We start from the raw sequence: 20,661 nt of genomic DNA, 5'->3' as shown, positions 1-20,661 counted from the left end.
TCGACGTTGACGACCGCCGCGCTGGCGTCCACCACCTTGAAGTAGACCACCGCGTCGACCCGCACGGTCACGTTGTCCCGGGTGATGCCCTCCTGGGCCGGCACCGGCATCGTGACGATCTGCAGGTTCACCCGGTGCAGCCGGTCCACGAACGGCACGATCATGGTGAATCCGGGCCCGCGCACCTGGGGGCGGAGCCGGCCGAGCCGGAGCACCACGCCCCGCTCGTACTGCTTGACGACCCGCGCCGCCGCCATCGCGTAGACCGCTCCGGCGGACGCCGCCGTCACTCCCGCCGTCACCAACTCCTCGACCATCACGGCCCCCAGGGTCCGAAGTGGCGCATCAGGTGATCCCACGCGTCCGGTGCCGCCCGGCGCGTCCTGGTGCGTCCTTCGACGGTAGCCCCCGACCCGGGCACGGGCGAGCCCCCGCACATCGGTTGTGTGCGGGGGCTCGTCCTGCTGCCGGCTGCAGGCGGAACACAGGGGGCCGGTGGTGCGGGCCGACCCCGGTGACCGGTCCTAGTAGACGCTGACGCCGTAGGCGCTCAGGGCCTCCGTCACCGGCTGGAAGAAGGTCGTGCCGCCGGAGGAGCAGTTGCCGCTGCCGCCGGAGGTCAGACCGTACGCGGTGCCGTTGCTGCCGTAGAGCGGGCCGCCGGAGTCACCGGGCTCGGCGCAGACCGTGGTCTGGATGAGACCGGAGACGATGTCGCCGCCGCCGTAGTTGACGGTGGCGTTGAGGGCGGTGACCCGGCCGCTGTGCGTGCCCGTGGTGGAGCCGTCACGGATGACGGTGGTGCCCACGCTCGGGGTGGCCGCGCGGGTGATGTCCACGCCGTTGGCGGTGCCGGGCCGGCTCACCGAGGAGTTGGTGTACCGGACGATGCCGTAGTCGTTGCCCGGGAAGCTGGAGCCGGCGGTCGAGCCGAGCACCGTGGTGCGGCCGGAGTTGGAGTACCAGGTGCTCGAGCCCTGGGTGCAGTGGCCGGCGGTCAGGAAGTACTCGGTCCCGTTGCCGGCACGGACGTTGAAGCCGAGGGAGCAGCGGCCGGTGCTCGAGTAGATGGCGTCGCCGCCCTGGATGAGCTTGCTGAACGTGCCCGGGGTGCGCTTGATGGTGATCGCCTCGGCGTTCTCCCCGGCCTGCTGCTTGATCTTGTTGATCTCGGCCTGGGACACCGTGCTGTCGACGGTGACGAGCACCCGGTTGGTCTTGCTGTCGACGGCCCAGGCGGTGCCCGGGATGTCGGCCTTCAGCACCGAGCCGCTGACGCTCTTGAGCTCGGCGGAGCTGAAGGTGGTGGGGGTGTCGGCCGCGTTCGCGCTGGGGATCGCGAACGCTGCGGCGGCCACGAGGCCGGCGGAGACGGCGGTCAGCCGGGTCCGTCTCGAGATGCCGCTACGGGGGGTGGTGCGCTTGATCCTCACTTCTCGTTCCTCCACAAAGGAAGTAGGGGGCCCTCGTGGGGTTGTGGGCCCGTGAGGCGCAGCCAGGGAACCACGTGCCCGGATTCCGAACACGCCGTGCCCCTGACAAGCGCTGTGGGCGAGTATTCGGCCGACCGACCGTTCGGCGCAAGGGTGCCTTTCGGCCGTCAACCTTTGAACCACCTGTGGAGGTTTGGCCCGTGACGTGGGGTCGGATCACCGGCGGTAGCTGCGGCGAAGGCGAATCCGGGTGCCCCGGGCGTGTCCGGAATTCGACCCTCCGTATAGCCCGCCGGGGCGCGGCCGCCGCTCAGCAGTCGCAGCCGCAGTCGCAGCCGCCGTCCTCGCTGCAGCAGTTGCAGCAGTTGCAGCAGTTGCCACAGCAGTCGCAGCACTCGCAGCAGTCTCCGCAGTGGCTGCAGAGCCCCTGCTTGTGCTCCCGCGACCAGGGGTCCTCGTAGGTGCCGCAGCACATCTGGCACGTGCAGGCCAGCCCCAGCCACACGGCGCAGCCCGCGAGCAGCCCGCGCCGGTCGCGGTGCGGCGGCCCGGGAGGCGGCGGGGCGCCGGGGGCGCCGGGTGCGCCGGGGGGTGCGTAGGGACCGGGAGCGTGGGCACAGGAGACGGTACCGAAGGCGCGACGGACGGAGTTGGGCAGTTCATGGACGAGCAGCCGGTGCGCGAGACCCCCGTCGGCGAACTCCACCTCGCGCAGCGCGAGCCGGATGCCGTGCACCGCGTCGTCGGCGAGCCGGCGGGCCTCCGTGAGCGGGGTGCCGGTGGCGGTGAGCGGGTTCCAGGCGCCCGACGCGGCGTCGGCCTCCCTGTCCTCCACGGCGTCCAGGAGATGTGCGAGGCGTCCGAAGAGGCGCCCCGCCTCGGCGAGCGGCACGGCGTTGTGCGGCCGGCCGGCGAGCACCGCGGTGTGCGCGAAGGCCGCCGCGGTCGCGGTCTCGGTCGGTTCGGTGACGGTGAGGAGGGGGGTGCCGGGCCCGGCGAGGGTCTCGATGCCGGTCTGCCGGTCCACGGCGTCGACGAGGACGGCGGTGTCGAACCCGACGTCGGCGCCGGTCCGCGCCCCGGCCCGGTCCCAGCCCGCGGCGACCCGGCGCGCGGCGAGCGCCACCGGCCTGCGCGCCAGCAGCCCGTCCCCGTCGGCGACGTGGTCGCGCAGCTTGGCGGAGGCGAGCACGAGGGAGACGGCCGCCGCGAGCCGCGCGCCCTCCCCGTGCGCGACGGACGCGGTGCGCATCCCCCGCAGCGGACACGGCCCCGCGGTGCGTCGACCCGTTTCCGCGCGGCCGTCCTGAGCCTCCGTCAGGACGGATATGAGGAGCCCGTCGTAGTTGGTGACGACACGCGCGAACTGCCCGTGGTCCCCGCGCAGCGCGAGGCACAGCCCGCACAGATGCGCCGTCCACTGGGCCGTGAGTTTTTCACCGAGCCGATGCCTGCAGGGCCTGACCATTCCGAACACGACATTCCCCCGTACGGTTGTGCGACGTTGAGCGGGCGCATCGTATCGGCCGCCGCGTTCACCCGTACGCACCGTCCATCACCCATACGCAGCGAAGAATCATATTTCACTCACAGTCAGCATCCGTTTACACCAAGACCCTTGGGAAACACGGACTCTCGACGGATCAGCTGTGCACCAGTACCGTCACAAACCCCCCGCTCGGCGTCTGTCCGCTTGGCGCGCCATCCGCATCATGGACGACCATAGGGATGCGGAAAGCAAGAAAGACTGCTGTGAGAGGAGGCGTCCATGGGATCGGTACGCAAGGCGAGTGCCTGGCTCGGCCTCGTCGACGACAACGAAGACGAGCGCTACTACGACGACGACTACTCCGACGGGACCGAGCCCGGGGACGCCTGGGTCACCGATCCGCGGGTCAAGGTGGCGTCGGACGTCGCCGAGGAGAGGGGCCGCCGCATCGCCACGGTCACCCCGGACAGCTTCCGGGACGCCCGCGCCATCGGCGAACTCTTCCGCGACGGCATTCCGGTCATCATGAACCTCACCGCCATGGACGCCGCCGACGCCAAGCGCGTCGTCGACTTCGCGGCGGGCCTGATCTTCGGTCTGCGCGGTTCCATCGAGCGGGTGTCCAGCCGGGTGTTCCTGCTGAGCCCGGCCGACACCGTGGTCGTCAGCGGGGAGTCGGCCGCGCACCGGTCGGACGGTTTCTTCAACCAGAGCTGAGGCGGGCCGCTCACCGGCCTCCCCGTGAGGCCCCGGTCGGCCGGGACTACCGGAACGCGTCGATTCCGGTGAGCGCCTTCCCCAGCACGAGCTGGTGCATCTCGACGGTGCCCTCGTAGGTGAGCACCGACTCCAGATTGGTCGCGTGCCGCATCACCGGGTACTCGAGCGAGATCCCGTTGGCGCCGAGGACCGTGCGGGCCGTACGGCAGATGTCGATGGCCTCGCGGACGTTGTTGAGCTTGCCGAAGCTGACCTGCTCGGGACGCAGGCGGCCGGCGTCCATGCGCCGCCCCAGATGATGGGCGAGCAGGATCCCCTTGTGCAGTTCGACCGCCATGTCGGCGAGTTTGGCCTGCGTCAGCTGGAACCCGCCGATGGGCCGCCCGAACTGCTCCCGCGACTTCGCGTAGTCGACCGCCGCCTCGAAGCAGCTCCGCGCGGCGCCCATGGCGCCCCAGACGATCCCGTACCGGGCGTGCGAGAGACAGCTGAGCGGGCCCTTGAGCCCGGTCGCCTCGGGCAGGACGGCGTCGGCGGGCAGCCGCACGTCGTCGAGCACCAGCTCGCTGGTGACGGAGGCGCGCAGCGACCACTTGTGCCTGATCTCGGGCGCCGAGAACCCCGCGCTGTCGGTCGGCACCACGAACCCGCGGATCCCCTCGTCGGTCCGCGCCCACACCACGGCGACCCCGGCCACGGACCCGTTGGTGATCCACATCTTGCGCCCGTTGAGCACCCAGTCCCCGCCGTCGCGCTTGGCGTACGTGCGCATCGAGGCGGGGTCGGAGCCGTGGTCGGGCTCGGTGAGGCCGAAGCAGCCGATGACCTCACCGGCGGCCATCCGCGGCAGCCACCGCTGCTTCTGCTCCTCGCTGCCGAACCGGTGGACGGCGTACATCGCGAGGGACCCCTGCACGGAGACCAGGGACCGGATCCCGGAGTCGGCCGCCTCCAGTTCCAGACAGGCGAGCCCGTACTGGACGGCGCTCGCGCCCGCGCAGCCGTAGCCGTCGAGGGACATGCCGAGCGCGCCGATCCCGCCGAGTTCCCGGGCGAGTTCCCGGATGCCCGGCAGCTCGCCCTTCTCGTACCAGTCGGCGACGTACGGCAGCACGCGGTCGGCGGCCCAGGCGCGCACGGTGTCCCGGACGGCCAGGTCCTCCGGCTCCAGGAGGTCGTCGATGCCGAGGGGGTCGGCGGGGTCGAAGGGGGGCAACTTCGCGGACGCGGACATGGGGCACCCTCCGGGACGCGCCGCCTGGCGCTGCTGATCACGGCTCGGGCCGACGTTACGACGCGGTCCTCCGCGCGTCCACCCCGCTCCGGTGGGCACGGCTCACACCTTCAGCCCGGAGACACGCGCCTCCGCGGCCTCCCGGGGCGCGGGCACCTCCACGGCGGCCGTCTCGCACTGCATCGCCCGCGGCAGCCGGAGCGCCATCGCGGCGCCGACCAGCAGCAGGCCCGCGCTCACCAGCAGGGTCACGTGCAGCCCGTGCACGAAGGCGTGGCGCGCCGCCTGGCGCAGGGCGGCCCCGGCGGGTCCGCCGAGCCGGTCGGCCACCTCGTACGCCTCGCCCAGCGAGTGCGACGCCGCCGAGGACGCCGACGCGGGCACCCCGGGCACGCCGGCGGTGCCGGGCCCGTAGGCCGCGTTCATCACGCTGCCCAGCAGCGCGATCCCGACGCCGGCGCCCAGTTGGTACGAGGTCTCGCCGATCGCCGCCGCCCCGCCGGCCTGCTGCGGCGGCGCCTCGCTGAGCATCGACTCGTAGGCCCCGAACAGGGTGGTCTCCAGGCCGAAGCCGAGCAGGACGAAGCCGGTGAACAGCAGCGGGGCGTTGTCCTCGCCGCCCATCGCGGTCAGGGACACCACCGCGGCGGCCGTCAGGCAGAAGCCGGCGCAGACCATGCGGCGCGGGCCGAACCGGCGCAGCATGCGCGCGCCCGCCAGGCCCGCCGCCATCGCCGCGACGGTCAGCGGCAGCAGGCGCAGTCCGGTCTCGAGCGGGGAGAGCCCCAGCACGAGCTGGAGGTACTGCGCGGCGATGAGTTCGAGCCCGACCAGGGCGAGCATCGCCAGCACGATGCACCCCACCGACGTGCTGAACGCCGGCCGCGCGAACATCCGCAGGTCGACCAGGGGGTGCGTCCGGCGCCGCTGGCGGCGGACGAAGGCGAACAGCAGCACCGCGCCCGCGAGCAGCGGCAGGACGGTCCACACACCGGTGACGGGTTCGCCGCCGCCGAGCCGCTTCACGCCGAGGACCGCCGCGAACAGTCCGGCGGCGGCCAGCAGCGCGCCGACCACGTCCCAGGGGCCGTCGCCGTCGCCCTTCGACTCCGGCAGCAGGATCCGCCCCACCGGCAGGCTGACCAGCATCAGCGGAATGTTGATCAGGAAGACCGAGCCCCACCAGAAGTGCTCCAGCAGGAACCCGCCGATCAGCGGTCCGACCGCCGCGCCCACCGCGGCGACCGCGCTCCAGACGCCGATGGCCAGCGCCCGTTCGCGCCGGTCCGGGAAGACCTGGCGCAGGATGGACAGCGTCGCGGGCATGATCATCGCGCCGCCGACGCCGAGCAGCGCCCGTGCCGCGATCAGCACCGGGGGGTTGTCCGCGAGGGCCGCCATGCCGGAGGCGATGCCGAACAGGGCGTAGCCGAACAGGAGCACGCGCCTGCGGCCGACCCGGTCGCCCAGGGTGCCGAACAGGATCAGCAGCGAGGCGCAGACCAGCGGATAGGCGTCGACGATCCAGAGCAGCTCCACCGCACCGGGCCTGAGGTCCTCGGTGACGGCGGGGACCGCCACGTGCAGCACGGTGGCGTCGACGGCGACCAGCAGCAGACTGACGCAGAGGACGACGAGCACCAGCCAGCGGTTGGCCCCGGCCCCGGCCGACCGACCGCGCGGTGCGGCGGAGGCCGTGGTCGTCCCGGACATGTGCGTACCTCCCAGATGTTCCCTCGCCGTCGGCGGATCCACGGGGTGGGGACTTCCCCGCGGCTCGGCCGGAGAGGAGCGGCGGTCTCCGGCCGGCGCGACGGACGGCGAGTGACACGTCAGCGTACGCGAGTGCGGGCCCGGGGCGAGTGGCGGGCCTCTCACCCGTGCGGCGGATCGGTGTGGCGTACACCACTCCCCTCCGGGGCGCGGGCGGCCCGGTGCGGCACCCGGTCGATAATCGGGCCCGTGATCGATCTCGACACGTGCGCCGGCACGGCCCGCGTCGGAGCACTGCGCCGGGCCGCCCCGGCCCTCCTCGGGTACGCGGCCGTGCGTGTCCTGGGCCTGTTCGCCCTGGCCTTGTGGAGCCAGGCGCGCGGCAAGGACGCGTACACCTTGCTGACCGCCCGCTGGGACGCGCTCTGGTACACGCGGGTGGCCGAGCTCGGGTACGGCTACGAGGTACGGCTCCCGAACGGCGACGTGCACTCCAACCTGGCGTTCTTCCCTCTGCTCCCCTGGCTGGAACGGCTCGTGGCGGCGGTGTCCCCGCTGTCGTACGCCGACGGGGGCTTCGTCGTCTCCCTGCTCGCCTCGCTCGCCGCGGCCTGGGGGATCTTCGCGGTGGCCGACCACGTGTACGGGCCCCGGGCCGGGGTGTGCGCGGTGCTGCTGTGGGCGGTGCTGCCGGTCGGGATCGTGCAGTCGATGGCGTACAGCGAGTCCCTGTTCACCGCGCTCGCCGCGTGGTCGCTGTACGCCGTGCTGACCGGCCGCTGGGTGACGGCGGGGGTCCTGGCGTGCCTGGCCGGGCTGACCCGGCCGGTGGGGCTGGCGGTGGTCGCGGCGGTCTGGGCGGCGGGGGCCGTCTCGTTCGTGCGGGATCGCAGCGCGCCCGCGCCGCACGGCGCGCGCACCGGGCCGGGCGCCCTCGACGGCCCGGCGACCCGGCGCGCCACGGCACCGGACGGCGCCCGCGCCTTCGCGAGCGCCCCGGTCGGCGGCGCAGGCGCCCCGGGCGTCCGCCCGCGCCGAGCGCTCGGCATGCTCCTCGCCCCCCTCGGCGCCGCCGGTTACGTTCTGTGGGTGGGGCACCGGACCGGAACCGGGCCGCTGGGGTACCTCGACGTACAGGCCGGATGGCGGAACGGGTTCGACGGGGGGTACGCCTTCGCCCGCTTCGTCGCCGAGAAGTTCACGGCTTTTCCGTCCGTCCCGGCGGGGCTCGGACTGACGCTCGGGGTCGGTCTGGTGGTGTGGCTGTACGTGATCTGCGTACGGCAGCGCCAGCCGCTGCCGCTGCTGGTGTACGCCGGGGTCGTCACCGCGCTCGCCCTGTGCGCGTCGAGCTACTTCGGCTCCAAACCGCGTCTGCTGCTGCCCGCCTTCCCCCTGCTGCTGCCCCTCGCCCTCTCCCTGGCCCGGCTGCGTACCCGCAGGTCGGCGCTGGTCGTCGGGTCGGCCGCGGTGGCCTCGGCGGTGTACGGCGCCCTCTGGCTGAACGGCTCCGGCCCGCCCTGATACGCCCGGACGGCCGATGAGCACCGGGAAAATTCCGCGCCGGGCCCCGGTGAACGAATTCGAAAGCACGATAAAACCCTGCCCCCGAATGATCAAAGGAATTGAAGGGCGCAGCGCCCGGGAGATTACGGATTCACGGGAAATAAACGTCCGCCTGAGAGGAATGCCACATCACATCGTCATCACGGAGCCGCTGATTCGGCGGGGATCCCCACTCACTCGCTGTAACGTCGATTGGGTGCGTACCAAACGGAAGCCCACCCGTCTGGACCGGGTGTTCTCGAGGCTGGATCGTGAGCCGGAACGGCCGGCTCACATCGGCGTGCCGCGGATGAGCCGGCACCGGGTGGTGCTCTTCGGCGCCACCCTGGCCTTCTACCTGGCGATCGTGTGGGCCGTGGTGATCACCTCCTGGCTGGTCCGGCTGGACTGGCAGGTGATGTTCTTCCGCCCCTACCAGCAGTGGCCCGAGCTCCACGCCTTCGTCGACTACTACGTGGTGCTCGGCCAGCGCGGCCCGACCGCCGTGATGGTCGCGGCCTGGCTGGGCTGGCGTTCCTGGCGGCAGCACACGCTGCGCCCGCTGCTCGCCCTCGGCGTCTCCCTGTTGTTGCTGAACGTCACCGTCGGCGCCGCCAAGTACGGCATGGGACGGCTCGGACCGCACTACGCGACCGAGATCGGCTCGAACGAGATGTGGCTCGGCGGCGATATATTTCCCAGCGGCCACACCGCGAACGCCGTGGTGACCTGGGGAATCCTGGCCTATCTGGCCTCCACGGGGAGAGCGCGCCGCTGGCTGTCCGCCCTGTCCGCGGTGACCTCGCTCGGCGTGGGGCTGTCCACCGTCTACATCGGTACGCACTGGCTGAGCGATGTCCTGCTGGGCTGGGCCGCGGGCCTGCTGATCCTGCTCGCGCTGCCCTGGTTCGAGCCGCTGATCGCCCGCGCCGAGACCCGGATCCTCGCCCTGCGCCACCGCCGTCAGGCACACCGCGGCCGTACGGCGCCGGCGCCGGTGCAGCCGGCCGGGGCGCCGGTCGTGCTGGAACCGCTCACCGGCCACGGGGAGACCGCGGCCCCCGAGCCGGTCCCCACCGGCCGCGCGCCCTCCCGCACGCACGTCTACCTGGCGCCCGGCCCGCACACGACCCGCGCGGAGCGCACCCCGGTCACCCCGGGGGGCAGCCGCCGCCCGCAGCACGCGGAGCGGCACCCGCGCGGCACCACCTCGGCGACCCGCCCCTGACGGACGGCTCCCCTCCGGTACGCACACCCCGGCCCCGGTTCCCCGCGGAACCGGGGCCGAAGCCGTGTCTCAGCCCTTCCAGGCACGCGCCACCCGGCCGCCCCTCACCTCGAAGTTCAGCCGGCCCACGCGGTACTCCATGGTGATGATCGCCCCCGGCGGCAGCGCCCGCACCGTCGACCAGCCGCGCTCGCGCGCGAGGCGCTCGGCCCGGTCGGCGGCGAGGCCGACATAGGCGTCCGGACTGTCGTGGGGCTCCGCGGAGGGCGTCGGAATGGGTGCCATACCGCCACGCTATGCCCTGCCCGGTGGGCGGGGAAGCCCGCCCCGGGAACACCTGCCCGGGTCCCCCCGCGGTCACGCTTCTGTCACAGGATCACGACAGACGTTTACCCGGGCGGTCGTCACCCGGACGGGCGATTCCGTACTCTTTTTGCAGGCAATCGAACGTAATTCCCGCGTGTCACGCCACGACCGTGTTTCACCCCGGCGGAAAGTTCCGGGGAACGTGTCCCGGGACCCCATTCGCTTTCACCGCCGCGCACGCCCACGGAAGCCGGTACGCACAGAAAACACTCGGATCCGTCACACAATCCGCCACGCCCTCTGTCGGAGCGCACACGGGGCGAGCATCATGGCGTGGGCCCGGGGTACGTGGGGCGCGGGCTCGGGCGGGCCCGGTGCGCGACGAGCGAAGGGGCGAGCGATGGGGACGCAGACCGTACGGACGGCGCGACCGGCGCACCGGCAGCGGCGCGGACGGGCGGTGATCGACTGGCTGACCACCACCGACCACAAGAAGATCGGCCACCTGTACCTGGTCACGTCGTTCGTGTTCTTCCTGATCGCCGGGGTGATGGCCCTGGTGATGCGCGCCGAACTGGCCCGGCCCGGACTGCAGATCGTCGACAACCAGCAGTTCAACCAGATGTTCACGCTGCACGGCACGATCATGCTGCTGCTGTTCGCGACCCCCAGCTTCGCGGGGTTCGCCAACGAGCTGATGCCGCTGCAGATCGGCGCGCCCGACGTGGCCTTCCCACGGCTGAACATGTTCTCGTACTGGCTGTTCCTCTTCGGCGGCCTGATCGTGCTCGGTTCGCTGCTGGTGACCGGGGGCCCGCCGGCCTTCGGCTGGTTCGCCTACGCGCCGCTGAACAGCATGCAGTACTCGCCCGGTCTGGGCCCGGACCTGTGGATCATGGGACTGGCCCTGTCCGGGTTCGGCACGATCCTCGGCGCGGTCAACTTCCTCACCACCATCATCGGGATGCGCGCCCCCGGCATGACGATGTTCCGGATGCCGCTGTTCACCTGGAACACGCTGTTCACGTCGATCCTGATCCTGCTGGCCTTCCCGGTGCTCGCGGCGGCGCTGCTGGTGCTGGAGGCGGACCGGCGCTTCGGCTCGCAGGTCTTCGCCTCGGCCAACGGCGGGGCGATCCTGTGGCAGCACCTGTTCTGGTTCTTCGGGCATCCCGAGGTCTACATCATCGCGCTGCCGTTCTTCGGCATCGTCACGGAGATCATCCCGGTCTTCAGCCGCAAGCCGCTGTTCGGTTACCTGACGCTGGTCGGCGCCACGATGGCCATCACCGGGCTGTCGGTCGTGGTGTGGGCGCACCACATGTTCGCCACCGGTGCGGTGCTGCTGCCGTTCTTCTCCTTCATGAGCTTCCTGATCGCCGTGCCGACGGGAGTGAAGTTCTTCAACTGGACCGGCACCATGCTCAAGGGCTCGCTGTCCTTCGAGACACCGATGCTGTGGGCCACCGGGTTCCTGGTGTCGTTCCTGTTCGGCGGGCTGACCGGGGTGCTCCTGGCGTCGCCGCCCCTGGACTTCCACGTGACGGACTCGTACTTCGTGGTCGCGCACTTCCACTACGTGGTCTTCGGCACCGTCGTCTTCGCCACCTTCGCCGGGTTCTACTTCTGGTGGCCGAAGTTCTTCGGGAAGATGCTCGACGAACGGCTCGGCAAGATCCAGTTCTGGACGCTGTTCGTCGGCTTCCACACCACGTTCCTGGTGCAGCACTGGCTGGGCGCCGAGGGCATGCCCCGCCGGTACGCGGACTACCTCGCGTCGGACGGCTTCACCGCGCTGAACACGGTCTCCACCATCGGCGCGTTCCTGCTCGGCATCTCGACGCTGCCGTTCCTCTACAACGTCTGGAAGACCGCCAGGTACGGCGAGAAGGTCGAGGTCGACGACCCCTGGGGCTTCGGCCGCTCCCTGGAGTGGGCGACCTCGTGCCCGCCGCCCCGGCACAACTTCACGACGCTGCCCCGGATCCGTTCGGAGTCCCCGGCGTTCGACCTGCACCATCCCGAGTACGCGGCCGTGACGCCCCAGCCCGAGCCGGGGAGCGAGCAAGCCGGTCGCGGACCGTCCTGACCGCGTCGATCAGCGCGGCCGGTTCCCGCACCTCGAACTCGAAGCCGGGCATCATCACGTGGAGCACCATCACGTCCAGGCTCGCGGCGCCGGTGCGCAGGACGCAGCTGTCCGGTCCCTCCGCCTCGAGCGTCCCTTCGGAGGGCGAGATCCGCCCGGCCGCCTCCTCGACGGGAACCAGCAGCCGGCTCACCGCGTGCGAGGCGTACACGTGCGTGGAGACGCCCCGGGAGACGTAGGCCGCCAGGTCCCCGGCGGGCGGCTCGCGCGGGTCGTCCAGCAGCGGCGGCGGCAGCTCGGCGCCCGCGCCCAGCCGGTAGCCGCCGCCGGTGCCGGGGCCGGCGTCGACGGGGTGGCCGAGTCCCCGCAGCCGCTCCACGTCCCGGCGCACGGTACGGGGGCCGGCCCCGAGCCGTTCGGCGAGATCGGCGCCGGACCACTCGCGGTGGGCCTGGAGCAGGGACAGCAGACGCAGCAGACGTGCGGAGGTCTCCACCGTGGGACGAGCCTGCCGGTCGTCGCGGACAGCCGCTGTCCTGAACGCGGGCCGGGGCGCCCTGGGCGGGGGGTCAGGGTTCGTAGGCGAGCTGCGGCACGTCGAAGCAGGTGCGGTTCATGTCGCCCTGGGTGACCCACCCCTCGCCGTCCCGCCAGCGGGCCACCGACAGGCAGGTCCTGCCGGTCCCCGGCGGCTCGGGCGACGGCCGGAAGGAGACGGGCAGCAGCAGGCCGCCCGCCGTGTAGCCGTCGGCGCGCTCGACCCGGCCGTCGACGCATCCGCGCGTGATGCCCTCCGGGGCGCAGGACTTCGCCGCGTCGGTGAACCAGCGAGCGGCGGCCCAGCCCTCCAGCTGCCACTGGGAGTGCGTCCTCAGGTCCTCGGTGGCGTCCCGGAACTCCCGTACGGCCGCGTGGCCGGTGTCCTCGAAGTTGCGGCTGGAGCCGGTGGCCCACAGGGCGTTGCGGCAGCGCGGGGCGTCCTTGTAGTCCTCGGCGACGGTGGACGTCCAGTTCTGCACGTTGGTGACCTTGGCGGTGACCCGGGCGCCGACGTCGTCCATGGCCGCGCACAGACGGGCGTTGCCGTGGCCGTCGATGGCGTCGAAGACGAGGTCGACGCCCTGCTCCTTCAGGTCGGCGGCCACCGCGCGGAAGTTGGGCAGCGCGAAGTCGACCTGTTCGGTGACGACCCGGTAGCCCTCGGTCCTCAGGCCCCGCTCGACCAGGCGGGCGTAGGCGGCGGACGCGGACTGGTTGTAGGAGACCACGGCGGCCGTGCGGGCGCCGTGCTCGCGCTTGAAGTAGCGGTAGACCTCGGTCCCGCCGTACAGCTTGCCGTCCCAACCGGGTGTGCCGTTCCGGGGTGCCTCGCTGCCGTAGATGCCGTACAGGTGCGGGTAGGTGTCGTAGGCGGCGCCGAGGGGCTGGCCGCCGATGTCGGGCACGCCCGCGCGGGAGACGCGGGCGGCCCCCGCGTAGTCCAGGGCGGTGGTGGCCACCAGGGTGACGACCTTCTCCTCGTCGACGAGCCTGTGCACGCACGTGTCGTTGCCCGCGCCGCTGCCGCCGTCGTCGCACAGGCGCACCTCGACGCGCCGGCCGTCGATGCCCCCGCGCGCGTTGAGCCGCTCGAAGTAGGCCCGGGCGCCGTCGCGCGGACCGGTGAAGGCTCCGGCGCCGACCGGGCTGGTGGCACTCGTGATGATGCCCACGCGGACCGGCCCGGCCGTGCTCCGGGTGGGCGCGGAGGCGTGGTCGCCGCCCTCGAAGTCGCTCTCGGGCAGGCGGCTGCCGCAGGCCGCGGTCAGGACGAGCAGCACGGCCGCGGCGAGCGCCTCAGCAGCCCGGGACCGCCGGAGCCGAGCCATCGCCGCTCAGTTGCACCAGGGCGCACAGGGACTTGGCGGACACCTTCCAGGTGCCGTCCTGCTCGACGGCCGTTCCGGAGGCGTCCGGGAGCACGGTGGCCCCCTTGAGGATCAGGGCGAACTGCACGTCCGCCTCGGTCGGTGAGGTGAACGTGACCTCGGTGACCTTCGCCTCGACCTGTCCGACCCGCTCGTCACCGCTGAACGCCTCGAGCACGGGGCCCAGCAGCTCGCCGTTCTCCAGGAGGGCCTTCTTGTCGTCCAGGGACGTTCCGGGGGCGAAGAACTTCTCCCAGTTCTGCCGGATCTCCTGTTCGGCCGCCGCCCGGTCCGCGGGCGCGCTGGCCGGCGCGCTCGTCGTCCGGTCCGCCGACGGTGTGGGGGGCGTGCTCCCGCCGCCGCCCCCGCCGTCGTCGCCGCACGCCGCGAGGGCCGGGCCGAGCACCAGGAGCAGGGCGGTCGTGACCGTCGCGCCCCGCCCCACCGTCCGGGGGCCGCGTCCTCCCGCGTTCCCCCGCCTGAGGTCGCTGCCGAGAACCATCTGGGCTCACCACCGGGTGTCGGTCCGGGCCGTGGGCGCCCGGTGTTTTCAGGGTCGGCTCCCAGAGGGCATAGTGCAACCCATCGACCGATCGGGGACATCGACGGACAGCTACGTACAAGCACGGACAGGTACGGACATCCGACACGTGGGAGCCAGGATGCGGACAAACCGACTGCGGGCCGCGCACCCCGTCCTGTGGGCGGGCTGGGCCGCGCTCGCCGCGGGAGCGGTCCTGTGCGTCGTCGGCTGGTACGGCGTCTCGGGCGAGCGGTACGCCGAGCGGCAGTTGCCCTACCTGGCCTCCTGCACGATCCCCGGCGCGGCGCTGATCGTCGCCGGGGCGGTGCTGCTCGCCCACGGCCGGGACACGCTCGCCGCCGCGCGCGTGGAGGAGCTGCACGGCCTGCTGGTGGCGGCGGAGCCGACCGGTGCGGACGGGTCCGGACGGGCCGGCGGCGCGCCGGTCGCGGTCGGCGACGAGCTGCTGGCGGTGCCGGGCGGGACGCTGTGGCACCGCGCGGACTGCCCGCTGGTCACGGGGAAGACGGAGGCGGTCGCGGTGGACGCGAACCTGGTGGCGGGCGCCGGGCTGGGGCCCTGCCCGATCTGCGAACCCCCCGAACCCGCCCAACCTCCCGAACCCGCCGAACCCGCCGACGGCTGACGTCCTCGCCGATGTCCTCCCTGACGTACGACCTCACGCTGGCCGGGCTGTCGGTGGGCGCCGCCGCGGCGCTCTCCGGGATCGGCCTGATCGTGACGTACCGGGCCACCGGGGTGCTCAACTTCGCGCACGGGGCGATCGCGATGGTGTGCGCTTACGTGCTGCGGGGGTGCGTGGTCGAGTGGGGCTGGCCGCTGTGGTGGGCGGCCGCGCTGACGCTGCTGGTGGTGGCGCCGGGGCTGGGTGTGGTGCTGGAGCGGTTCGTCTTCCGGCCGCTGTCGGTGCTCGGCGGTGACCCGGCGCGGGCGCTGGTGGCGTCCATCGGGGTGTTCGTGCTGCTGGTGGGCGGTGCGGCGCTGCTGTGGGGGCCGGGGGCGCGGGACGACGCGCCGGTGCTGGTGCCGGCGGACCCCTGGGGGCAGCTCGCGGTGGTGGCCGTGCTGGGCGCGGCGGTGGCGACGGTGATCCGCCGGACGCGGTTCGGCCGGGAGCTGCGGGCCGTCGTCGACGACCGCCGGCTGGCCGTGCTCGGCGGGGTCGACGCGGACCGGGTGGCGGCCGCGGGCTGGGCGTTCGGCTCGTTCACGGCGGGGCTCACGGGGGTGCTGCTGGCACCGTACGTGCGGCTGGACCCGTACGGGCTGCCGCTGCTCGTGATGGAGGTGGTGGCGGTCGCGGTCGCCGCGCGGATGCGCGCGCTGACGGTCGCGGTGGCCGTCGCGCTGGGCGTCGGGGTGGCCCAGAGCCAGCTGACCCGGCTGCACCCGTCGGGGTGGGGCGAGCCGCTGCTCCACGCGGTCGGCGCCAACCTGTTCGTCGTGGCCCTGCTGATCGCCGCGCTGGCGCTGCCCGGTGTCGGCGCCCGGGACGCGCTCCCGCGCACGGCCACCGCGCGGACGCCGGCGCCGCCGGGCGCCTGGATCGTGGCCGGGGTGCTGTTCCTGCTGCCGCTGGGCTTCGCCGGGCGGGATCTGCACACGGCGGTGCAGGTGCCCGCCCTCGGGGTGGTGCTGCTGTCCCTGGTGGTGGTCACCGGCCGGGGCGGTCAGATCTCCCTGGGACAGGCGGCGTACGCGGGCCTGGGCGCCCTGTTCACGGCCCTGCTCGCGGCCGGCCGCTTCCCCGGGCTCCCCCGGCTGCCGGAGCTGGCCGCGCTCGCGGCGGCGGTCGTCCTGGTCGCCCCGCTGGGGGTGCTGACGGGCTGGCCCGCGATCGGCCGCCGGGGGCTCGCGCTGGCACTGGCGACGTTCGCGGTGGGCGTCGGCGTGAGCCGTTTCGTCTTCGACCAGCCGTACGCCACGTCGGGCCTGTCCCTGGGGCGTCCGGCGGGCTTCGACGACGACCGCGCGTACTACGTCCTGGAACTCGTCCTCCTGGGGTGCGCGCTGTCGGCGGTCCGGGCGCTGCGCAGGGGCCGCACGGGCCGCGCCCTGGCGGCGATGCGCGACCACGAGTCCGGGGCGCGGGCGGCGGGCGTCCGGGTGCCGTCGCTGAAGCTCCTGGCCTTCGTCTGCGGCGCCGCCCTGGCCGCGCTCGGCGGCGGCATGCTCGGCATGGGACTGCGCGCCTTCGACCCCGACGCGTACGACCCCGTCCGGAGCCTGCTGTGGTTCGCCGCGGTCGTGGTCCTGGGCGCCGACAGCGCCCTGGGAGCCCTGCTCGCCGCGGCGCTGCTGGTCGGCCTGGACGCCGGCACCCGCGGGGGCGTGGCGGCGGCCGTGATCGGTGTCCTGGCGGTTCTGGTGGGCCGCTTCCCGGGCGGCCCGTACGCAACGCTGCGCGCGGCGGCGGGGCGGCTGCGACCGGGCGGGCCGGCGGGGCCGACACCGCTGGGAGCCCGGGTGCGCCGCCTGCTGCGCGGGCCGGACACCGGGTCGGCGGCCGCCCCGGTGCCGACGGGAGCGACGGCGACGGGCGCCGGCCCTCGAACGGGCGCACGGGGAAGCACACGCGGGAACCCGCGGGGGAAGGGGACGCCGGAAGGGCGACGCGCCCCGGGCCGGCCGGCCGACCGGTCCGCGGCCACCGGCGGGCGGGCCGGCCGCGGGGCGCGGGACGGGTCCCCCGCTCCCCCGTCGGCCGAGGACGCCTTCGGGCGGCCGCCCGGGGAGGGCGCGACGCGCGGGGCCCCGGAGGGCCGACGGCGGGCGCCCGCCGCCCCGGAGGGCCCGCCTCCCGTACCGCGCCGGACGGCCGGTGCCCCCGCGGTCCGGCCCGCGGGGGCACCTGGGGCGGCCCCCGCTTCCTCCCCCGTCCTCACGGCCCGCGCCCTGTACGCCCGTTACGGCGGGTTCACCGCGCTGGGCGGTGTGGATCTCGAGCTTCCGGCCGGTCGGGTGACCGCGGTCGTCGGCCCCAACGGGGCCGGCAAGAGCACGCTGTTCCACTGTCTGGCGGGGACGGTGCGGCCCGCGCGGGGGTCGGTCCGGTTCGGGGCGCGGGACATCACGCGGATGCCCGCGCACTCCCGCACCCGGCTCGGCATCGCACGGACCTTCCAGCGCCTGGCGGTCTTCCCGACGCTGACCGTCGCGGAGAACGTGCGCGTCGGTGCCGAGCAGGGCCGGGTGCGCGACGCCGGCGCGGTGGAGCGGACGCTGCGGCTGCTCGGGCTCGACGGGCCGGTACGGGCGCTGCCCGCCGCCGGGCTGCCCACCGGGACGCTGCGCCGCGTGGAGCTCGCCCGGGCCCTCGCCGCCGGCCCGCGCGTGCTGCTGCTCGACGAACCCGCCGCCGGTCTCGACACCGCCGAGGTCGCCGCGCTGGCCCGGATCCTGGGGGCCCTGGCCGCCGACGGCATGGCGCTCCTGGTCGTCGAGCACGATCTCGACCTGGTCGCCGGTGTCGCCGACGTCGTGCACGTCATGGCGGCCGGCCGGATCGTCGCCTCCGGGCCGCCCGGTCGTGTCCTCGGCACCCCGGAGGAGGCGAGCGGCCCGTGACCCTCCTCTCCCTGCGTCACGCGCGCGTGCGCTACGGCCCCCTGGAGGCCCTGCACGGCGTCACGCTCGCCGCCCCGGGCCCCGGCCTCACCGTGCTGCTGGGCCGCAACGGCTCCGGACGGACGACCGCCCTGCACGCGCTGGCCGGCATCGTGCCGCTGTCCGGCGGGGCGGTGGTGTGGGACGGCGTGGACGTGACCGGTGTGCCGGCGTACGAGCGGGCCCGGCGCGGCCTGTGCCTGGTGCCGGAGCGTCGGGCGGTGTTCGGCTCCCTCACCGTGCGCGAGAACCTCGCCCTCGCCTCCCCCGACCCGGCCGCCGCGCTCGACGCCTATCCGCAGCTGCGGCCGCTGCTGGAGCGCCGGGCCGGCACCCTCTCCGGCGGCGAGCAGCGGATGCTGGCCGTGTCCCGGGCACTGGCGGCACGCGCGCGCGTCGTGCTCGTCGACGAGCCGGTCCAGGGCATGTCGCCCCCGGTCGCGACCCGTACGTACGCGCTGCTGGCCGCGCTCGACGCGTGTGTGGTCGTCGCCGAGCAGCGGCTGCCGTCCGCCCTGCGCGACCGCTCCGCCGTGGTGTACGAACTGCGGCGGGGCGCGGTGGTGTTCGCCGGGGAGGCGGGCGAACTCGGCCTCCCCGGCCGCTCCGCCGGTCGCGCGTGACGCCCGGAACGCCCTGGGTCCCGCCCGGTCGACCGGACCGGACGGGACCCGTGCCCCGGGCGAGGAGCGGCTCAGAGCGCGAGCCGCAGCCCGGGCACGATCAGGTCGGGGTCGGCCCCGACGGCGCCCTTGTTGGCGGCGTACAGGCGCTGCCAGGTGGTGCCGTGCCGGGCGGCGATACCGCTCAGCGTGTCACCCGCGCGGACGGTGTAGTCGCCCCGGGAGGCGTTCCGCTCCACGTGCCCCGCCGAACGCGCCGGCGTCTTCGACGGTTTCAACGGTTTCGAGGCCCCGGAGGACTTCGAAGAACCCGAAGAGCCCGAGGCCCCGGAGGACTTCGAGGTCTTCGCCGGGTTCTCCTTCGCGGTCACCGGGCCCGTCGCGGGTGCGCTCCCGGACGCCCCCGCGCGTGCCGAGCAGGTCGGCCAGGCGCCCCACCCCTGGGCCCGCGAGGACCTTCTCGGCGATCTCGATCTGCTGGGCCTTGGTGGCCCGGTCGGCGGTGGAGGCGTAGGCCGTGCCGCCGTGGGCGCGCCAGGTGGAGGCGGAGAACTGGAGCCCGCCGTAGTAGCCGTTGCCGGTGTTGATGTGCCAGTCGCCGCCGCTCTCGCACTGCGCGATGCGGTCCCACACCCCGTCGTCCGCCGCCGAGGCGTCGCCGGTGGCGGCCAGCAGTCCCAGGGGCGCGAGCAGGGCGGCGCCGGCCAGGACCGCCGTCGTACGGGTCTTCCGAGCGGTGGGGCGGGTGTTATCGGCACATGCGGACATGGAGGTCCCTTCCGGACGACCCGGGGTCCCCCGAGGCGGGACGCCGCTCGACGCGCCGTGGGACGCGGGAGCCGCGCCCGCCCCGTCCGCCTTCGGGTCGTGCGGTGGTGCTGCGTCGTGCGGTCGGCGGACGTACCCGGGCGGTGCTCGGTGCACACGGCGGAGGAATGTAGGGAGCCCGAGACGTCGGGTTCAACCAACTCCCCGTCGTGCCAGGCCAGTTCGCCATTACCCCGGGTATCGGCGATTTTCAGCCACCCACTTCATTCGCTGATTTCCGGATTTGTCGACCGGTCCACCCGGTGATCTGTGAGCCACTTCACCCCGTCAACAGCATTGACCCTGCAGGCAGTTGACGATGAGTGCCCGGTTCCGGACCGGACGTGACGGTGCGCGTCGGATGGTTCGATTCCGTTCGTCCTGGGGCGTGACTCCCGCCACAGATCCTCCGTTGTCTTCTTCATGAGCCGGGGACCCACCCCGGACCACGGGCCGGGAGCCACCCGGCCTCGCCACGCACCGCATCCCGAGGGAGCCACCCGTGCCGCGCATGCTCGACGTCAGCAACGAGGTACGCGCCGAGATCGGCGACGAAGAAGCCGACCGCCTGCTCGCCGGAGATTCCGCCCCGGGCGGTTACGACTGCACCTCCTGCCGCACCCCGGGCGACCCGGAGCAGGAGCGCACCAGCACCGTCCTGTTCGTCGGGGACGAGACCGCCGTCCTCGCCTTCGCCCACGCCACCTGCCTGCCCTCGCAGGTCGTCCAGGTCACCGAGGAGCAGCTCCAGGGCGCCGTGCGGTCCATCGGCGGCGAGACCGCGGCCCCGGGGCCGCAGAAGGTCACGCCCGAGCAGGCCGTGCTCGGGGTGACCAGCGGACTGATCCTGATCGCCGGGGAACTGCACCCGGCGCTGGTCGTGGAGCCGACCGCGCCGGTCGCGCGGCCCGGCTCGCTCGGCGCGGGCGACGACTTCCTGCCGCTCCTCATCGAGCAGGGCTTCATGCCGCTGACCGAGCTGTCGGCCGTACCGCCGGTGCTGCACGGCTGGTCGGTGCTGCTGGCCGCGGGGCAGCTGCACGCCGTGCTCCAGCCGGACCCGAACGGCGGCCGGCCGGTGGCCTGGTGGCAGGCGCACCAGCCGCTCCAGGTCACCGAGGGCTGGCGGTCGGCCGCCGGCAAGCACCAGCAGGTGCTGATGTTCGCGGCCCCGGTCGGCTCGATCGGCCGCCAGCCGCGCGAGGACCTGCTGCGCGACGCACTGGACAAGGCCGCGGCCGACGGGAAGCTGGTCGCCGCGGCGCTGCCGCTCGCCGGCATCTGACCGGCGCGCAACCGGCGAAACCCGCACAGGAGCCGCATCCCTTGCGTCACGGGGTCGTTTGGACATACGTGCACGCATACGACGTTCCCCGCCGCCAGCCCCTCGCCTCGGTTCCCGCCCCCGGGCGCCCGG

At 73.7% G+C, this 20,661-nt stretch carries 16 protein-coding genes and 2 pseudogenes; 8 read left to right on the top strand and 10 right to left on the bottom strand.

Annotation, left to right across the window (positions count from 1 at the left end; all coding sequences use genetic code 11):
• The 3 genes from B7L92_RS15060 to B7L92_RS40660 form a co-directional block, all read right to left on the bottom strand.
• Positions 1 to 317 (bottom strand): SPFH domain-containing protein (locus B7L92_RS15060; RefSeq protein WP_255310971.1); only part of this gene is annotated, 317 nt, incomplete at its 3' end.
• A 207-nt stretch (positions 318 to 524) separates the two neighbouring features.
• Positions 525 to 1,433, bottom strand: a complete 909-nt coding sequence (locus B7L92_RS15055) for a S1 family peptidase (protein ID WP_081238042.1) — start codon at positions 1,431 to 1,433, stop codon at positions 525 to 527.
• 310 nt (positions 1,434 to 1,743) lie between these two features.
• Positions 1,744 to 2,910 (bottom strand): DUF5685 family protein, encoded by a 1,167-nt coding sequence (locus tag B7L92_RS40660; RefSeq protein WP_081238040.1) that lies wholly within the window; start codon positions 2,908 to 2,910, stop codon positions 1,744 to 1,746.
• A 291-nt stretch (positions 2,911 to 3,201) separates the two neighbouring features.
• Here B7L92_RS40660 and B7L92_RS15045 point away from each other — a divergent pair, with 291 nt between their 5' ends.
• Positions 3,202 to 3,639: a cell division protein SepF gene (locus B7L92_RS15045; protein ID WP_081238038.1), complete on the top strand. Its 438-nt coding sequence runs from the start codon at positions 3,202 to 3,204 to the stop codon at positions 3,637 to 3,639.
• A 46-nt stretch (positions 3,640 to 3,685) separates the two neighbouring features.
• Here B7L92_RS15045 and B7L92_RS15040 read toward each other — a convergent pair whose 3' ends face one another.
• Together B7L92_RS15040 and B7L92_RS15035 are read right to left on the bottom strand one after the other, a co-directional pair.
• Complete coding sequence (locus tag B7L92_RS15040) at positions 3,686 to 4,876, bottom strand: acyl-CoA dehydrogenase family protein (RefSeq protein ID WP_081238036.1); 1,191 nt, start codon at positions 4,874 to 4,876, stop codon at positions 3,686 to 3,688.
• A gap of 102 nt (positions 4,877 to 4,978) precedes the next feature.
• The gene (locus B7L92_RS15035; RefSeq protein ID WP_081238034.1) at positions 4,979 to 6,589 is read right to left on the bottom strand and encodes an MFS transporter; all 1,611 of its coding nucleotides are present in this window, start codon (positions 6,587 to 6,589) and stop codon (positions 4,979 to 4,981) included.
• Positions 6,590 to 6,838: 249 nt separating this feature from the next.
• On the opposite strand from B7L92_RS15035, the gene B7L92_RS15030 reads away from it, so the two are divergent.
• Together B7L92_RS15030 and B7L92_RS15025 are read left to right on the top strand one after the other, a co-directional pair.
• Positions 6,839 to 8,113 carry a mannosyltransferase family protein gene (locus tag B7L92_RS15030; RefSeq protein ID WP_081238032.1) on the top strand — a complete coding sequence of 425 codons (1,275 nt, stop codon included), beginning with the start codon at positions 6,839 to 6,841 and terminating at the stop codon, positions 8,111 to 8,113.
• Positions 8,114 to 8,351: 238 nt separating this feature from the next.
• Positions 8,352 to 9,362, top strand: coding sequence for a phosphatase PAP2 family protein (locus B7L92_RS15025; RefSeq protein WP_081238030.1), 1,011 nt, complete (start codon positions 8,352 to 8,354; stop codon positions 9,360 to 9,362).
• A 69-nt stretch (positions 9,363 to 9,431) separates the two neighbouring features.
• Here B7L92_RS15025 and B7L92_RS15020 read toward each other — a convergent pair whose 3' ends face one another.
• The gene (locus B7L92_RS15020) at positions 9,432 to 9,647 is read right to left on the bottom strand and encodes an I78 family peptidase inhibitor (RefSeq protein ID WP_004990058.1); all 216 of its coding nucleotides are present in this window, start codon (positions 9,645 to 9,647) and stop codon (positions 9,432 to 9,434) included.
• On the opposite strand from B7L92_RS15020, the pseudogene ctaD reads away from it, so the two are divergent.
• Positions 9,637 to 11,637 (top strand): annotated as a pseudogene (gene ctaD / locus B7L92_RS15015) (aa3-type cytochrome oxidase subunit I); the annotation flags it as partial. The gene B7L92_RS15020 and the pseudogene ctaD sit on opposite strands and share 11 nt — an antisense overlap.
• Here ctaD and B7L92_RS15010 read toward each other — a convergent pair.
• The 3 genes from B7L92_RS15010 to B7L92_RS15000 form a co-directional block, all read right to left on the bottom strand.
• Positions 11,636 to 12,253 carry an HTH domain-containing protein gene (locus B7L92_RS15010; protein ID WP_255310970.1) on the bottom strand — a complete coding sequence of 206 codons (618 nt, stop codon included), beginning with the start codon at positions 12,251 to 12,253 and terminating at the stop codon, positions 11,636 to 11,638. The pseudogene ctaD and the gene B7L92_RS15010 sit on opposite strands and share 2 nt — an antisense overlap.
• A gap of 73 nt (positions 12,254 to 12,326) precedes the next feature.
• Complete coding sequence (locus tag B7L92_RS15005) at positions 12,327 to 13,625, bottom strand: ABC transporter substrate-binding protein (RefSeq protein WP_081238026.1); 1,299 nt, start codon at positions 13,623 to 13,625, stop codon at positions 12,327 to 12,329.
• Positions 13,594 to 14,166 carry an MTB12 C-terminal domain-containing protein gene (locus B7L92_RS15000; RefSeq protein WP_081238025.1) on the bottom strand — a complete coding sequence of 191 codons (573 nt, stop codon included), beginning with the start codon at positions 14,164 to 14,166 and terminating at the stop codon, positions 13,594 to 13,596. Before B7L92_RS15000 ends, B7L92_RS15005 begins: the two co-directional genes overlap by 32 nt.
• 160 nt (positions 14,167 to 14,326) lie before the next feature.
• On the opposite strand from B7L92_RS15000, the gene B7L92_RS14995 reads away from it, so the two are divergent.
• The 3 genes from B7L92_RS14995 to B7L92_RS14985 are packed head-to-tail and all read left to right on the top strand — an operon-like array spanning position 14,327 to position 18,437.
• The gene (locus tag B7L92_RS14995; protein WP_081238024.1) at positions 14,327 to 14,833 is read left to right on the top strand and encodes a hypothetical protein; all 507 of its coding nucleotides are present in this window, start codon (positions 14,327 to 14,329) and stop codon (positions 14,831 to 14,833) included.
• Positions 14,834 to 14,844: 11 nt separating this feature from the next.
• Positions 14,845 to 17,775 (top strand): branched-chain amino acid ABC transporter permease/ATP-binding protein, encoded by a 2,931-nt coding sequence (locus B7L92_RS14990; RefSeq protein WP_081238023.1) that lies wholly within the window; start codon positions 14,845 to 14,847, stop codon positions 17,773 to 17,775.
• Positions 17,772 to 18,437, top strand: a complete 666-nt coding sequence (locus B7L92_RS14985; RefSeq protein ID WP_081238022.1) for an ABC transporter ATP-binding protein — start codon at positions 17,772 to 17,774, stop codon at positions 18,435 to 18,437. The genes B7L92_RS14990 and B7L92_RS14985 overlap by 4 nt, the downstream gene beginning before the upstream one ends.
• Before the next feature lie 71 nt (positions 18,438 to 18,508).
• Here B7L92_RS14985 and B7L92_RS14980 read toward each other — a convergent pair.
• Positions 18,509 to 19,205: pseudogene (locus tag B7L92_RS14980) on the bottom strand (transglycosylase family protein).
• 541 nt (positions 19,206 to 19,746) lie between these two features.
• Between B7L92_RS14980 and B7L92_RS14975 the strand changes: the two are divergent.
• On the top strand, positions 19,747 to 20,529 hold the full coding sequence (locus B7L92_RS14975) for a DUF8842 C-terminal domain-containing protein (RefSeq protein ID WP_081238021.1): 783 nt from the start codon (positions 19,747 to 19,749) through the stop codon (positions 20,527 to 20,529).
• Positions 20,530 to 20,661 lie beyond the last annotated feature (132 nt).

The organism is Streptomyces viridosporus (assembly GCF_002078235.1).
Classification (GTDB): domain Bacteria; phylum Actinomycetota; class Actinomycetes; order Streptomycetales; family Streptomycetaceae; genus Streptomyces; species Streptomyces viridosporus.
Note: the sequence above shows the minus strand (reverse complement) of the source record. Positions and strands in the feature narration are given on the sequence as shown.